The sequence below is a fragment of the Mycobacterium sp. 663a-19 genome, from assembly GCF_035616495.1.
GTDB lineage: Bacteria > Actinomycetota > Actinomycetes > Mycobacteriales > Mycobacteriaceae > Mycobacterium.
Map to the genome: position 1 here is coordinate 281,863 of NZ_JAPJAV010000006.1, position 12,195 is coordinate 294,057.

Sequence of the window (12,195 nt, forward strand, 5' to 3'; positions counted from 1 at the left end):
AATGCCAAACAGCAAGCCCGCCAAGCCACTTGACGGATTCCGGGTGCTCGATTTCACCCAGAACGTGGCCGGGCCCCTAGCCGGGCAGGTGCTGGCCGACCTGGGCGCGGAGGTCATCAAAATCGAGGCGCCCGGCGGCGAGGCCGCCCGGCAGATCACCGCGGTCCTGCCCGGGCGCCCGCCGTTGGCCACGTACTTCCTGCCGAACAACCGCGGCAAGAAGTCGGTGACGGTGGACCTGACCGACGAAGACGCCAAGCAACAGATACTGCGCCTGGCCGACACCGCCGACGTCGTGCTGGAGGGGTTTCGCCCCGGCATCATGGAGCGAATGGGGTTGGGGCCCAACGACTTACAATCGCGCAACCCCAGGCTGATCTATGCGCGGCTGAGCGCGTTCGGCGGCAACGGCCCGCACGGCACCCGCCCGGGCGTCGACCTGATGGTCGCTGCCGAGGCCGGCATGACCACCGGGATGCCCACGCCGACGGGCAAACCGCAGATCATCCCCTTCCAGCTCGTCGACAACGCCAGCGGTCACGTGCTGGCCGAGGCGGTGCTGGCCGCGCTGCTCAACCGCGAGCGCCACGGGGTGGCCGACGTCGTCCGGGTCGCGATGTACGACGTCGCGGTGGGGCTGCAGGCCAACCAGCTGACGATGCACCTGAACAAGCCCAGCGATGCGGCCAAGAAGCCGGACACAGAGCCAAAGACCAAGAAGCGCAAGGGAGTTGGCTTTGCCACCCAGCCGTCGGACGCGTTCCGCGCGTCCGACGGGTACCTCGTCCTGTCCGCCTACGTGCCCAAGCACTGGGCCAAGCTGTGCCAGATCATCGGCCGGCCCGATCTGCTGGACGACGCGCGGTTCGTCGACCAGCGCGCGCGGGCGCTCAACTACCCGGAGCTGACCGAGGAACTCGAGTCGGCGCTGGCCGCCAAGACCGCCGCGGAATGGGTCGAGCTGCTGCACGAGGGCGGCCTCATGGCCTGCCTCGCCTACACCTGGAAGCAGGTCGTCGACACCCCGCTGTTCGCCGAGAACGACCTGGCGCTGACCGTCGGCAGCGGTGACGACGCCGTCACCATCATCCGCACCCCGGCGCGCTACTCCAGCTTCGACGCCGTGAACACCGATCCCCCGCCCGCCCCGGGCGCGCACAACGACATGTTCCTCAGCGCACCGGAAGAGGGTCAGCGCAGCAGCGCCCGCGACATCACCACCCGCTGAATCTGGTTGGTGCCCTCGTAGATCTGGGTGATCTTGGCGTCGCGCATCATCCGCTCGACCGGGAAGTCGGTGGTGTAGCCGGCGCCGCCGAACAGTTGCACGGCTGCCTCCGTCACGTCCATGGCGGTGTCGGAGGCGAAGCACTTCGCCGCCGCGGAGATGAATCCGAGGTTGGGCTCGCCGCGTTCGGCGCGGGCGGCGGCGGTGTACACCATCAGCCGGGCCGCCTCGACCTTCATCGCCATGTCGGCCAGCTCGAACTGCACGCCCTGGAACTCCGAGATCGACTTGCCGAACTGCTTGCGGTCCTTGGTGTAGGCCACGGCGGCGTCCACCGCGCCCTGCGCGAGGCCCACGGCCTGCGCACCGACGGTGGGCCGGGTGTGGTCGAGGGTCTGCAGCGCGGTCTTGAAGCCGGTGCCCGGTTCGCCGATGATCCGATCGCCGGGGATGCGGCAGTTCTCGAAGTACAACTCGGTGGTGGGCGAGCCCTTGATGCCCATCTTCTTTTCCTTCGGGCCGAAGCTGAACCCCTCGTCGTCCTTGTGCACCATGAACGCCGAGATGCCGTTGGGGCCCTTGTCCGGGTCGGTCACCGCCATCACGGTGTACCAGGTCGACTTGCCGCCGTTGGTGATCCAGCACTTGGTGCCGTTGAGGATCCAGTCGTCGCCGTCGGCCTTGGCCCGGGTCCGCATCGACGCCGCGTCGCTGCCGGCCTCGCGCTCGCTCAACGCGTAGGAGGCCATCGCGCCCTCGGTGGCCAGCGACGGCAACACCTGCTTCTTCAGCTCCTCGGAACCCTGCAGGATCAGGCCCATGGTGCCCAGCTTGTTCACCGCGGGGATCAGCGAGGCGGATCCGTCGACGCGGGCCACCTCCTCGATCACGATGCATGCCGCGACGGCGTCCGCGCCCTGGCCGCCGTACTCCTCGGGAATGTGGACGGCGTTGAACCCGGACGCGTTCAGCGCGTCGAGGGCCTCCTGCGGAAAGCGGGAATTCTCGTCCACGTCGGCGGCGTGCGGGGCGATCTCCCTTTCGGCCAGCGCCCGAATCGTGGCCCGCAATTCCTGGTGCTCCTCGGGCAATTGGAACAGGTCGAACGCGGGGTCTCCGGCCCACCGAGCCATCTTGGCCTCCTAGTCTGCGCGCTACTCGCCGGTAACCTTAGCCTGGCGCTCCTGCAGGGCCGCATCCTTGGCGCGCACGCTCTCCGCGAGCTCCTGCTGAAAGGCGACGATCCGCGCGCGCAGCCGCGGGTCCGACGAGCCGAGCATGCGCACGGCCAGCAGGCCCGCGTTGCGGGCGCCGCCGATGGAGACCGTCGCGACCGGGACGCCCGCCGGCATCTGCACGATCGACAGCAGGGAGTCGAGGCCGTCCAGCCGCGCCAGGGGCACCGGGACGCCGATCACCGGCAGCGGCGTCGCGGCCGCGACCATCCCCGGCAGGTGGGCGGCGCCGCCGGCGCCGGCGATGATCACCTCGATGCCGCGGTCGGCCGCGCCGCGGGCGTAGTCGAGCATCTCCGCCGGGGTGCGATGCGCCGAGACCACCCGCACCTCGGCCGGGATGTCGAACTCGGCCAACGCCGCCGCGGCGTCGGCCATCACCGACCAGTCGCTGTCGCTGCCCATGATCACCGCGACGCGGGGATCAGTCATCTGCGGCACTCCTCCTCATCGCTTCGCTCTGCATCGTCGTCGCCGGACCTGTTTAGTCATGCGGATCCCATCCGTCCGTCCACTCTCCGTGTGACAACCAGTGTGCCGCCGCCTCGGCGCGTTCACACAGCTTCGCCAGGTCGGCCATATCGGCGCCCAGGAAGTTGACGTGGCCGACCTTGCGCCCGGGCCTCTCCTCCTTGCCGTACAGGTGCACCCGGGCGTCGGGCATCCGGGCGAACAGGTGGTGCAGCCGCTCGTCGACGGTCATCGCCGGCGGCTGTGCGGCGCCCAGCACGTTGGCCATCACGGTGACCGGCGCGATGGCGTCGGTGTCGCCGAGCGGATAGTCCAGCACCGCGCGCAGGTGCTGCTCGAACTGGCCGGTGCGGGACCCGTCCATGGTCCAGTGCCCGGAGTTGTGCGGCCGCATCGCCAGCTCGTTGACCAGCAGCGCGCCGTCGGTGGTCTCGAACAGCTCGACCGCGAGCACGCCGACGACGCCGAGCTCGTCGGCCAACCGCAGCGCCAGCCGCTGCGCTGCCGCCGCCACCTCCTCGGGCAGCCGCGGCGCGGGCGCGATCACCTGCACGCAGATCCCGTCGCGCTGCACGGTCTCCACGACCGGCCACGCGGCGCCCTGGCCGAACGGCGAGCGGGCCACCAGCGCCGACAGTTCGCGGCGCAGGTTCACCTGCTCCTCGGCCATCACCGGCACGCCATCGTCGAGGAAGGCGGCCGCGATCTCGCGGGCGTGCGACGGGTCGCGGGCCATCCGCACCCCGCGCCCGTCGTAGCCGCCGCGGACCGCCTTCACGACCACCGGGCCGGCCATGCGGCGCGCGAAGGCGTCGAGCTCGTCGACGCTCCGGATCTCCGCGTAGCGCGGCACCGGGGCGCCCAGCTCCTCCAGCCGCCGCCGCATCACGAGCTTGTCCTGCGCGTGCACCAGGGCCTGCGGCGGCGGCGCCACGTTGACGCCCTCGGCGACCAGCTTCTCCAGCAGGCCAGTCGGGACGTGCTCGTGGTCGAAGGTCAGCACCGTGGCGCCCTCGGCGACCCGGCGCACATCGTCCAGGTCGGTGTGCGAGCCGATCACCACGTCGGCCGTGACCTGTGCGGCGGACTCGTCGGCGGAGGTGGCCAGCACCCGCAGCGTCTGCCCCAGCGCGATCGCGGCCTGATGGGTCATCCGGGCGAGCTGACCGCCGCCGACCATGGCGACCAGGGGGGCTGCCAGCGGGCTGCGTGAACCGGGCACGGCCATCATGGTGTCATGGCCCCCGGCGGTGTGTTGACCGGCCGTGACACAGAATCGTTAGGTACCATTTTGCGTCGATTTCGCGTCCGCCCGTACACTGGCGAGTTGTGTCCTTCGCCGAAGCCACAATCGCGCGCTTGCCCGGGATCGTTCAGCCGTTTGCGCAGCGCCATCATGAACTGATCAAATTCGCCATCGTCGGTGGCACCACGTTCATCATCGACTCGGCGATTTTCTACACCCTCAAGCTGACCATCCTCGAGCCCAAGCCGGTGACCGCCAAGGTCATCGCCGGCATCGTCGCCGTCATCGCGTCCTACGTGCTGAACCGGGAGTGGAGCTTCCGCGACCGCGGCGGGCGCGAGCGCCACCACGAGGCGCTGCTGTTCTTCGCGTTCAGCGGCGTGGGCGTGCTGCTGTCCATGGCCCCGCTGTGGATCTCCAGCTACGTCCTGCAGCTGCGGGTGCCGACGGTCTCGCTGACGGTGGAGAACGTCGCCGACTTCATCTCGGCCTACATCATCGGCAACCTGCTGCAGATGGCGTTCCGGTTCTGGGCGTTCCGGCGCTGGGTGTTCCCCGACGAGTTCGCGCGCAGCCCCGACAAGGCGCTGGAGTCCGTCCTCACCGCCGGCGGCATCGCCGAGATGCTCGAGGACGAGATCGAAGGGGGCAACGTCACCCTGCTGCGCGCGTGGCGCAACCGCCGGGCCGCCCGGCTGGGTCAGCTCGGCGATTCCTCGGAACCCAGGGTGTCGAAGACTTCGTGATACAGCAGCGCGTGCACCTCGCGCAGCCGCGGAATGTTGTAGAACTCCAACGGATCCTGTGACGCCGACTCGATGATCAGCGTCCCGGTCCGAAACATCCGCTCGAAAAGCTTGTCCCGGAACTCCACGCTGTTGATCCGCGCCAGCGGGATGTCGATCCCGCTGCGGGTCAACACCCCGTGCCGAAACATCACCCGCCGGTTGGTGACGACGAAATGTGTTGTCAGCCAAGTCAAGAACGGCCACAGCGTCAGCCAGCCGACGATCACCAGCCAGATCCCCCAGATGACGCCGTGGATGATGTTCTTCGCCAGCTGCTCCCAGTGCGTGGAGTTGAGGTAGCCCGACCCGAACGCCGCAAGCGCGGTCGCTCCGATGAGGACCGCGACCGGCCAGATCAAGCGCTTCCAGTGCGGGTGGCGGTGTATGACGACCTGTTCGCCGGCGGCCAGGGCGTTGTCCGGGTAGCTCATGGTCGCGAAGTTACCGCAAATGCACGACGTCACCGGCCGAAACGACGACGGTCTCCGTGCCGGTCTCCACACACAGCCGGCCCTGGTCGTCGACGGCGCTCGCGGTCCCGACGACCTCCCTGCCGCCGGGCAGCTCGGCGCGCACCCGGGTGCCGATGGTCAGGCTGCGGGCGCGGTAGTCCGCGGCCAGCTGCCAGTCGGCGCCGCGTGCGAGCCGCCAGGTGGTGATGCGGCCGCCGAGTTCGCGCAACACATCGGCGACCAGCCGGCCGCGGTCGGGCGCGGGCACCCCGAGGTCCAGCAGCGAGGTCGCCCCGGTGCCGTCGACCTCCTCGGGCGCCTGAGTCACGTTGAGCCCCAAGCCGATTACCACCACCGGCCTCGCGACCTCGGAAAGGATGCCGGCCAGCTTGCCGCCCCCGGCCAACACGTCGTTGGGCCACTTGAGCCCGACTTCAACGCCGGCCGGTTCGAGCAGCGGGGCCACCGCGTCGACCACCGCCACACCGGTGGCCAGCGACAGCCAGCCCCACCCCTCCGTCGGGACGTCGACGACGCTGACGCCGACCGACATGGTGATCTGGGCGCGCGCCGACGCCGACCAGCCGCGGCCATGGCGCCCGCGACCGGCGGTCTGGTGTTCGGCGATCAGCACCGCCCCGGCGACGTCTTCGCCCGACTCGGCCCGCGCCAGCAGGTCGGCGTTGGTGGAGCCGGTCTGCTCGACGACGTCGAGCTGCCGCCAGCCCAGCCCGGTCCCGATCAGCTCGGCCCGCAGCGCGGCCTGGTTCAACGGCGTTCTCAGCTGATCCCGGTCCATCACGGCCCAGCTTAGGGCTGCCGATAACATCGAGTCCCATGACAAGCGTTTCGGACCACACCGCAGAGCGGTCCACCGAGCACACGATCGACATCCACACCACCGCGGGCAAGCTGGCCGAGCTGCACAAGCGCCGGGAGGAGTCGCTGCACCCGGTGGGTGAAGAGGCCGTCGAGAAGGTGCACGCCAAGGGCAAGCTGACCGCCCGCGAGCGCATCCTCGCGCTGCTCGACGAGGACTCGTTCGTCGAGCTCGACGCCCTGGCCCGGCACCGCAGCACCAACTTCGGCCTGGAGGCGAACCGGCCCCTCGGCGACGGCGTGATCACCGGCTACGGCACCATCGACGGCCGCGACGTATGCATCTTCAGCCAGGACGCCACCGTGTTCGGCGGCAGCCTGGGCGAGGTTTACGGCGAGAAGATCGTCAAGGTGCAGGAGCTGGCGATCAAGACCGGCCGCCCGCTGATCGGCATCAACGACGGCGCGGGGGCGCGCATTCAGGAGGGTGTCGTCTCGCTGGGCCTGTACAGCCGCATCTTCCGCAACAACATCCTGGCCTCCGGCGTCATCCCGCAGATCTCGCTGATCATGGGCGCCGCCGCGGGCGGGCACGTATACTCGCCGGCGCTGACCGACTTCGTGGTGATGGTCGACCAGACCAGTCAGATGTTCATCACCGGACCCGACGTCATCAAGACGGTCACCGGTGAGGACGTCACCATGGAGGAGCTCGGCGGCGCCCACACCCACATGGCCAAGTCCGGCACCGCGCACTACGTCGCGTCGGGCGAGCAGGACGCCTTCGAATGGGTCCGCGACCTGCTGAGCTACCTGCCGCCCAACAACGCGACCGACCCGCCCCGCTACGCCGCGCCCATCCCGGAGGGCCCCATCGAGGACAACCTCACCGACGAGGACATCGAGCTCGACACGCTGATCCCGGACTCGCCCAACCAGCCCTACGACATGCACGAGGTGATCACCCGCATCCTCGACGACGACGAGTTCCTGGAGATCCAGAACGGTTACGCCCAGAACATCGTGGTCGGGTTCGGCCGCATCGAGGGCCGGCCGGTCGGGATCGTGGCCAACCAGCCGACCCACTTCGCCGGCTGCCTGGACATCGACGCCTCGGAGAAGGCGGCCCGCTTCGTGCGGACCTGCGACTGCTTCAACATCCCGATCGTGATGCTGGTGGACGTCCCCGGCTTCCTGCCGGGCACCGGCCAGGAATACAACGGCATCATCCGGCGCGGCGCCAAGCTGCTGTTCGCCTACGGCGAGGCCACCGTCCCGAAGATCACCGTGATCACCCGCAAGGCCTACGGCGGGGCCTACTGCGTCATGGGCTCCAAGGACATGGGCTGCGACGTCAACATCGCGTGGCCGACGGCCCAGATCGCGGTGATGGGCGCCTCCGGCGCGGTCGGGTTCGTCTACCGCAAGCAGCTGGCCGAGGCCGCCAAGGAGGGCAAGGACGTCGACGCGCTGCGGCTGCAGCTGCAGCAGGAGTACGAGGACACGCTGGTGAACCCGTACGTCGCGGCCGAGCGCGGCTACGTCGACGCGGTGATCCCGCCGTCGCACACGCGCGGCTACATCGGCACCGCGCTGCGCCTGATGGAGCGCAAGATCGCGCACCTGCCGCCCAAGAAGCACGGGAACATCCCGCTGTGAGCGCTGTGACCGAGGAACACGCGCACGAGCCGCACATCCGGATCCTCAAGGGGCAACCCAGCGCCGAGGAGCTGGCCGCGCTGATCGCGGTGCTGGGCTGCGCCGGGGGTGCGCCGGCACCGCCGCAGCCCGAGCGCACCCGCTGGGGGCTCCCGGTGGACCGGCTGCGCTTTGCGATGTCCAACTACCAGCGGCTCACCATGCAGCAAATGACCCACATGCGGCATTGACCCGGGTGGTGCTGGCGTCGGCCTCGCCGGGCCGGCTCAAGGTGCTGCGCCAGGCCGGCATCGATCCGCTGGTCGTCGTCTCCGGGGTCGACGAGGACCGCATCGCCGCCGCCCTGGGCCCGGACGCGTCGCCCGACGAAATGGTGTGCGCCCTGGCGCGGGCCAAGGCCGAACGGGTGGCCGACGGGCTGGACCGCTCGGTTTCCGCCGATTGCGTTGTGATCGGCTGCGATTCGATGCTCTACATCGACGGCCGGCTGTGCGGAAAGCCGCAGTCCGGCGACGCCGCCCTGGAGCAGTGGCGGCTGATCGCCGGCCGGCCGGGCCGGCTGCACACCGGGCACTGCCTGCTGCGGCTGCGCGACGGCGGGATAACCCACAGCGAGGTCGAACCGGCTTGTACCACAGTGCATTTCGCCGAACCCGGCGACGCGGACCTGCGCGCGTACGTCGCGTCGGGCGAACCGCTGCAAGTGGCGGGCGGTTTCACCCTGGACGGGCTGGGCGGCTGGTTTGTCGACGGGATCGACGGCGACCCGTCGAACGTGATCGGCGTGAGCCTGCCGCTGCTGCGGTCCCTGCTGCGGCGGGCCGGGCTGTCGGTGGCCGCGCTGTGGGCGGCCAACATCCCCGAGACTTAATCGTTTGCGACGCGCCTCGGCGTGTTCTCACAGACGTTTAAGTGTCGCAGCAGACCGGTGGGAGCGGCGGTGCTTGCGGCGCCAGCGGTAGGCTCGAAAGCGTGCCGTTACCCCCCGATCCACACCCGTCCCTGAAGGAATACGCCCACCCCGAACGGCTGGTCACCGCCGACTGGCTATCCGCCAACATGGGCGCCCCCGGCCTGGCGATCGTCGAGTCCGACGAGGACGTGCTGCTCTACGACGTCGGCCACATTCCCGGCGCGGTCAAGATCGACTGGCACACGGACCTCAACGACCCCAGGGTGCGCGACTACATCAACGGCGAGCAGTTCGCCGAGCTGATGGACCGCAAGGGCATCGCCCGCGACGACACGGTGGTGATCTACGGCGACAAGAGCAACTGGTGGGCGGCCTACGCGCTGTGGGTCTTCACCCTGTTCGGCCATCCCGACGTGCGGCTGCTCAACGGCGGGCGCGACCTGTGGCTGTCCGACCGCCGCGAGACCACCCTGGAGGTCCCGACCAAGACGTCGACCGGCTACCCCGTCGTCGACCGCAACGACGCGCCGATCCGCGCCTTCAAGGAGGACGTGCTGGGCATCCTCGGCAGCCAGCCGCTGATCGACGTGCGCTCGCCCGAGGAGTACACCGGCAAGCGCACCCACATGCCCGACTACCCCGAGGAGGGCGCGCTGCGCGCCGGGCACATTCCCACCGCCCGCTCGATCCCGTGGGGGAAGGCGGTCGACGACAGCGGCCGGTTCCGCAGCCGCGCGGAGCTGGACGAGCTGTACGGCTTCCTGCAGCCCGACGACAAGACCGTCGTCTATTGCCGCATCGGCGAGCGGTCCAGCCACACCTGGTTCGTGCTCACCCACCTGCTGGGCAAGCCCGACGTGCGCAACTACGACGGGTCCTGGACCGAGTGGGGCAACACCGTGCGGGTGCCGATCGTCGCGGGCGAAGAGCCGGGAGCCGTTTCGGTCTGATGAGCATGCCCGCCCCGCTGGCCGAGGTGGTGTCCGACTTCGCCGAAGTCCAGGGCCAGGACAAGCTGACGCTGCTGCTGGAATTCGCCAACGACCTGCCGGCGCTGCCGTCCGACCTCGAAGAGGCGGCGATGGAGCCGGTGCCCGAGTGCCAGTCGCCGCTGTTCCTGCATGTCGACGCGCACGACCCCAACCGGGTGCGGCTGTACTTCAGCGCGCCCGCCGAGGCGCCGACCACCCGCGGGTTCGCCTCGATCCTGGCCGCCGGCCTCGACGAGCAGCCCGCCGCCGACATCCTGGCGGTGCCCGAGGACTTCTACACCGACCTGGGCCTGGCCACTCTGATCAGCCCGCTGCGGTTGCGCGGCATGTCGGCGATGCTGGCCCGCATCAAGCGCCGATTGCGCGAGACCCCTTGAAAACGTGGAATTCCGGCACCGCCTCGTCGGCGCGTCGGCGCGCCGCTTAGACTTCCCAAAGTTGTAAGAAACTCTCTTAGAGAAGCCCGCAGAAAATCCGTCTGCAGATATGCCAACAGGAGGCGCAGTGGCTAGTCACGCCAGCTCGAGGATCTCCAAGGTGCTCGTCGCCAACCGCGGCGAGATCGCTGTCCGGGTGATCCGCGCGGCCCGCGATGCGGGCCTGCCCAGCGTGGCGGTGTACGCCGAGCCGGACGCCGAGGCGCCCCACGTGCGCCTGGCCGATGAGGCGTTCGCCCTGGGTGGTCAAACGTCGGCCGAGTCCTACCTGGACTTCGGCAAGCTGCTCGACGCGGCCGCGAAGTCCGGCGCCAACGCCATCCACCCCGGCTACGGCTTCCTGTCGGAGAACGCCGACTTCGCCCAGGCGGTCATCGACGCCGGCCTGATCTGGATCGGGCCCAGCCCGCAGTCGATCCGCGACCTGGGCGACAAGGTCACCGCCCGCCACATCGCCGCCCGCGCGCAGGCGCCGCTGGTTCCCGGCACCCCCGACCCGGTCAAGGACGCCGACGAGGTGGTGGCCTTCGCCAAGGAGTACGGCGTCCCGATCGCGATCAAGGCCGCCTTCGGCGGCGGCGGCAAGGGCATGAAGGTGGCCCGCACCCTCGAGGAGATCCCCGAGCTCTACGAGTCGGCGGTGCGCGAGGCGACGGCCGCGTTCGGCCGTGGTGAGTGCTTCGTCGAGCGCTACCTCGACAAGCCCCGCCACGTCGAGGCGCAGGTGATCGCCGACCAGCACGGCAACGTCGTCGTCGCCGGCACCCGCGACTGCTCGCTGCAGCGCCGCTACCAGAAGCTGGTCGAGGAGGCGCCGGCGCCGTTCCTGACCGACGCGCAGCGCAAGGAGATCCACGAGTCGGCCAAGCGGATCTGCAAGGAGGCGCACTACTACGGCGCCGGGACGGTGGAGTTCCTGGTGGGCCAGGACGGCCTGATCTCGTTCCTGGAGGTCAACACCCGCCTGCAGGTCGAGCACCCGGTGACCGAGGAGACCGCGGGGGTGGACCTGGTGCTGCAGCAGTTCCGGATCGCCAACGGCGAGAAGCTCGACATCACCGAGGACCCGACGCCGCGCGGGCACGCCATCGAGTTCCGCATCAACGGCGAGGACGCCGGCCGCAACTTCCTGCCCGCGCCGGGCCCGGTGAACAAGTTCCACCCGCCGTCGGGCCCGGGCGTGCGGCTGGACTCCGGGGTGGAGACCGGCTCGGTGATCGGCGGCCAGTTCGACTCCATGCTGGCCAAACTGATCGTGCACGGCGGAACCCGGGCCGAGGCGCTGGCGCGGGCGCGTCGGGCGCTCGACGAGTTCGAGGTCGAGGGGCTGGCCACCGTCATCCCGTTCCACCGGGCCATCGTGCGCGACCCTGCGTTCATCGGCGACGACGACGGCTTCTCGGTGCACACCCGCTGGATCGAGACCGAGTGGAACAACACCGTCGAGCCCTTCACCGGCGGGGAGCCGCTCGACGATGAGGACGCAAGGCCGCGGCAGAAGGTCGTGGTCGAGGTCGGCGGACGCCGGCTGGAGGTGTCGCTGCCCGCGGACCTGGCGCTGTCCAACGGCGCCACCACCGACGCCGTCGGCGCGATCCGCAAAAAGCCCAAGCCGCGCAAGCGGGGATCGCACTCCGGCGCCGCGGCCTCGGGTGACGCCGTGACCGCGCCGATGCAGGGCACCGTGGTCAAGGTCGCGGTCGAGGAGGGGCAGCAGGTCGCCGCCGGCGATCTGGTGGTGGTCCTCGAGGCGATGAAGATGGAGAACCCGGTCACCGCGCACAAGGACGGCACCATCACCGGGCTCGCGGTCGAAGCGGGTGCCGCCATCACCCAGGGCACGGTGCTCGCCGAGATCAAATAGGCGCCCGACCAGCGTTCCTGAGAATCGGTTCAGAGAATTCACAGAACATTGTCGGACTGCGCCGACCGCGGGTAGGGTTCAGGACAGGTTG

General features: G+C 69.7%; 13 protein-coding genes. 8 read left to right on the forward strand and 5 right to left on the reverse strand.

Annotation, left to right across the window (positions count from 1 at the left end; all coding sequences use genetic code 11):
* Nucleotide 1: 1 nt before the first annotated feature.
* Entirely contained in the window at nucleotides 2-1,228 is a 1,227-nt protein-coding gene (locus OQ968_RS13445) for a CoA transferase (RefSeq protein ID WP_324678514.1), read from the forward strand.
* Here OQ968_RS13445 and OQ968_RS13450 read toward each other — a convergent pair.
* The 3 genes from OQ968_RS13450 to OQ968_RS13460 are packed head-to-tail and all read right to left on the reverse strand — an operon-like array spanning nucleotide 1,192 to nucleotide 4,165.
* Nucleotides 1,192-2,361 carry an acyl-CoA dehydrogenase gene (locus OQ968_RS13450; protein ID WP_324678516.1) on the reverse strand — a complete coding sequence of 390 codons (1,170 nt, stop codon included), beginning with the start codon at nucleotides 2,359-2,361 and terminating at the stop codon, nucleotides 1,192-1,194. The genes OQ968_RS13445 and OQ968_RS13450 overlap by 37 nt on opposite strands.
* A gap of 21 nt (nucleotides 2,362-2,382) precedes the next feature.
* A complete protein-coding gene (gene purE / locus OQ968_RS13455; protein ID WP_324678518.1) occupies nucleotides 2,383-2,895 on the reverse strand; it encodes a 5-(carboxyamino)imidazole ribonucleotide mutase in 513 nt (170 codons plus the stop codon).
* A gap of 52 nt (nucleotides 2,896-2,947) precedes the next feature.
* Nucleotides 2,948-4,165, reverse strand: coding sequence for a 5-(carboxyamino)imidazole ribonucleotide synthase (locus OQ968_RS13460; protein ID WP_324678520.1), 1,218 nt, complete (start codon nucleotides 4,163-4,165; stop codon nucleotides 2,948-2,950).
* A 98-nt stretch (nucleotides 4,166-4,263) separates the two neighbouring features.
* On the opposite strand from OQ968_RS13460, the gene OQ968_RS13465 reads away from it, so the two are divergent.
* Nucleotides 4,264-4,926, forward strand: coding sequence for a GtrA family protein (locus OQ968_RS13465; protein ID WP_324678522.1), 663 nt, complete (start codon nucleotides 4,264-4,266; stop codon nucleotides 4,924-4,926).
* Here the strand turns inward: OQ968_RS13465 and OQ968_RS13470 are convergent.
* Both OQ968_RS13470 and OQ968_RS13475 read right to left on the reverse strand, forming a co-directional pair.
* Nucleotides 4,881-5,399 carry a PH domain-containing protein gene (locus tag OQ968_RS13470; protein WP_324678524.1) on the reverse strand — a complete coding sequence of 173 codons (519 nt, stop codon included), beginning with the start codon at nucleotides 5,397-5,399 and terminating at the stop codon, nucleotides 4,881-4,883. The two genes, OQ968_RS13465 and OQ968_RS13470, sit on opposite strands and share 46 nt — an antisense overlap.
* A 10-nt stretch (nucleotides 5,400-5,409) precedes the next feature.
* Nucleotides 5,410-6,222, reverse strand: a complete 813-nt coding sequence (locus OQ968_RS13475; RefSeq protein ID WP_324678526.1) for a biotin--[acetyl-CoA-carboxylase] ligase — start codon at nucleotides 6,220-6,222, stop codon at nucleotides 5,410-5,412.
* Between the two features lie 35 nt (nucleotides 6,223-6,257).
* Here OQ968_RS13475 and OQ968_RS13480 point away from each other — a divergent pair, with 35 nt between their 5' ends.
* From OQ968_RS13480 to OQ968_RS13505, 6 genes are all read left to right on the forward strand, one after another.
* On the forward strand, nucleotides 6,258-7,898 hold the full coding sequence (locus tag OQ968_RS13480; protein ID WP_324678528.1) for an acyl-CoA carboxylase subunit beta: 1,641 nt from the start codon (nucleotides 6,258-6,260) through the stop codon (nucleotides 7,896-7,898).
* Nucleotides 7,895-8,128 (forward strand): acyl-CoA carboxylase subunit epsilon, encoded by a 234-nt coding sequence (locus tag OQ968_RS13485; protein WP_324678531.1) that lies wholly within the window; start codon nucleotides 7,895-7,897, stop codon nucleotides 8,126-8,128. The genes OQ968_RS13480 and OQ968_RS13485 overlap by 4 nt, the downstream gene beginning before the upstream one ends.
* Entirely contained in the window at nucleotides 8,125-8,769 is a 645-nt protein-coding gene (locus OQ968_RS13490; protein ID WP_324678533.1) for a nucleoside triphosphate pyrophosphatase, read from the forward strand. Before OQ968_RS13485 ends, OQ968_RS13490 begins: the two co-directional genes overlap by 4 nt.
* Before the next feature lie 101 nt (nucleotides 8,770-8,870).
* A complete protein-coding gene (locus OQ968_RS13495; protein WP_324678535.1) occupies nucleotides 8,871-9,761 on the forward strand; it encodes a sulfurtransferase in 891 nt (296 codons plus the stop codon).
* A complete protein-coding gene (locus tag OQ968_RS13500) occupies nucleotides 9,761-10,180 on the forward strand; it encodes a SufE family protein (protein ID WP_324678536.1) in 420 nt (139 codons plus the stop codon). The genes OQ968_RS13495 and OQ968_RS13500 overlap by 1 nt, the downstream gene beginning before the upstream one ends.
* Before the next feature lie 127 nt (nucleotides 10,181-10,307).
* On the forward strand, nucleotides 10,308-12,104 hold the full coding sequence (locus OQ968_RS13505) for an acetyl/propionyl/methylcrotonyl-CoA carboxylase subunit alpha (protein ID WP_324678538.1): 1,797 nt from the start codon (nucleotides 10,308-10,310) through the stop codon (nucleotides 12,102-12,104).
* The last annotated feature ends 91 nt before the right edge of the window (nucleotides 12,105-12,195 follow it).

What these genes read in the sequence shown, in the direction of transcription:
- purE (WP_324678518.1), bottom strand. Translation starts at nt 2,895, where the DNA reads ATGACTGATCCCCGCGTCGCGGTGATCATGGGCAGCGACAGCGACTGG.
- OQ968_RS13480 (WP_324678528.1), top strand. Translation starts at nt 6,258, where the DNA reads ATGACAAGCGTTTCGGACCACACCGCAGAGCGGTCCACCGAGCACACG.
- OQ968_RS13500 (WP_324678536.1), top strand. Translation starts at nt 9,761, where the DNA reads ATGAGCATGCCCGCCCCGCTGGCCGAGGTGGTGTCCGACTTCGCCGAA.
- OQ968_RS13470 (WP_324678524.1), bottom strand. Translation starts at nt 5,399, where the DNA reads ATGAGCTACCCGGACAACGCCCTGGCCGCCGGCGAACAGGTCGTCATA.
- OQ968_RS13450 (WP_324678516.1), bottom strand. Translation starts at nt 2,361, where the DNA reads ATGGCTCGGTGGGCCGGAGACCCCGCGTTCGACCTGTTCCAATTGCCC.
- OQ968_RS13460 (WP_324678520.1), bottom strand. Translation starts at nt 4,165, where the DNA reads ATGATGGCCGTGCCCGGTTCACGCAGCCCGCTGGCAGCCCCCCTGGTC.
- OQ968_RS13445 (WP_324678514.1), top strand. Translation starts at nt 2, where the DNA reads ATGCCAAACAGCAAGCCCGCCAAGCCACTTGACGGATTCCGGGTGCTC.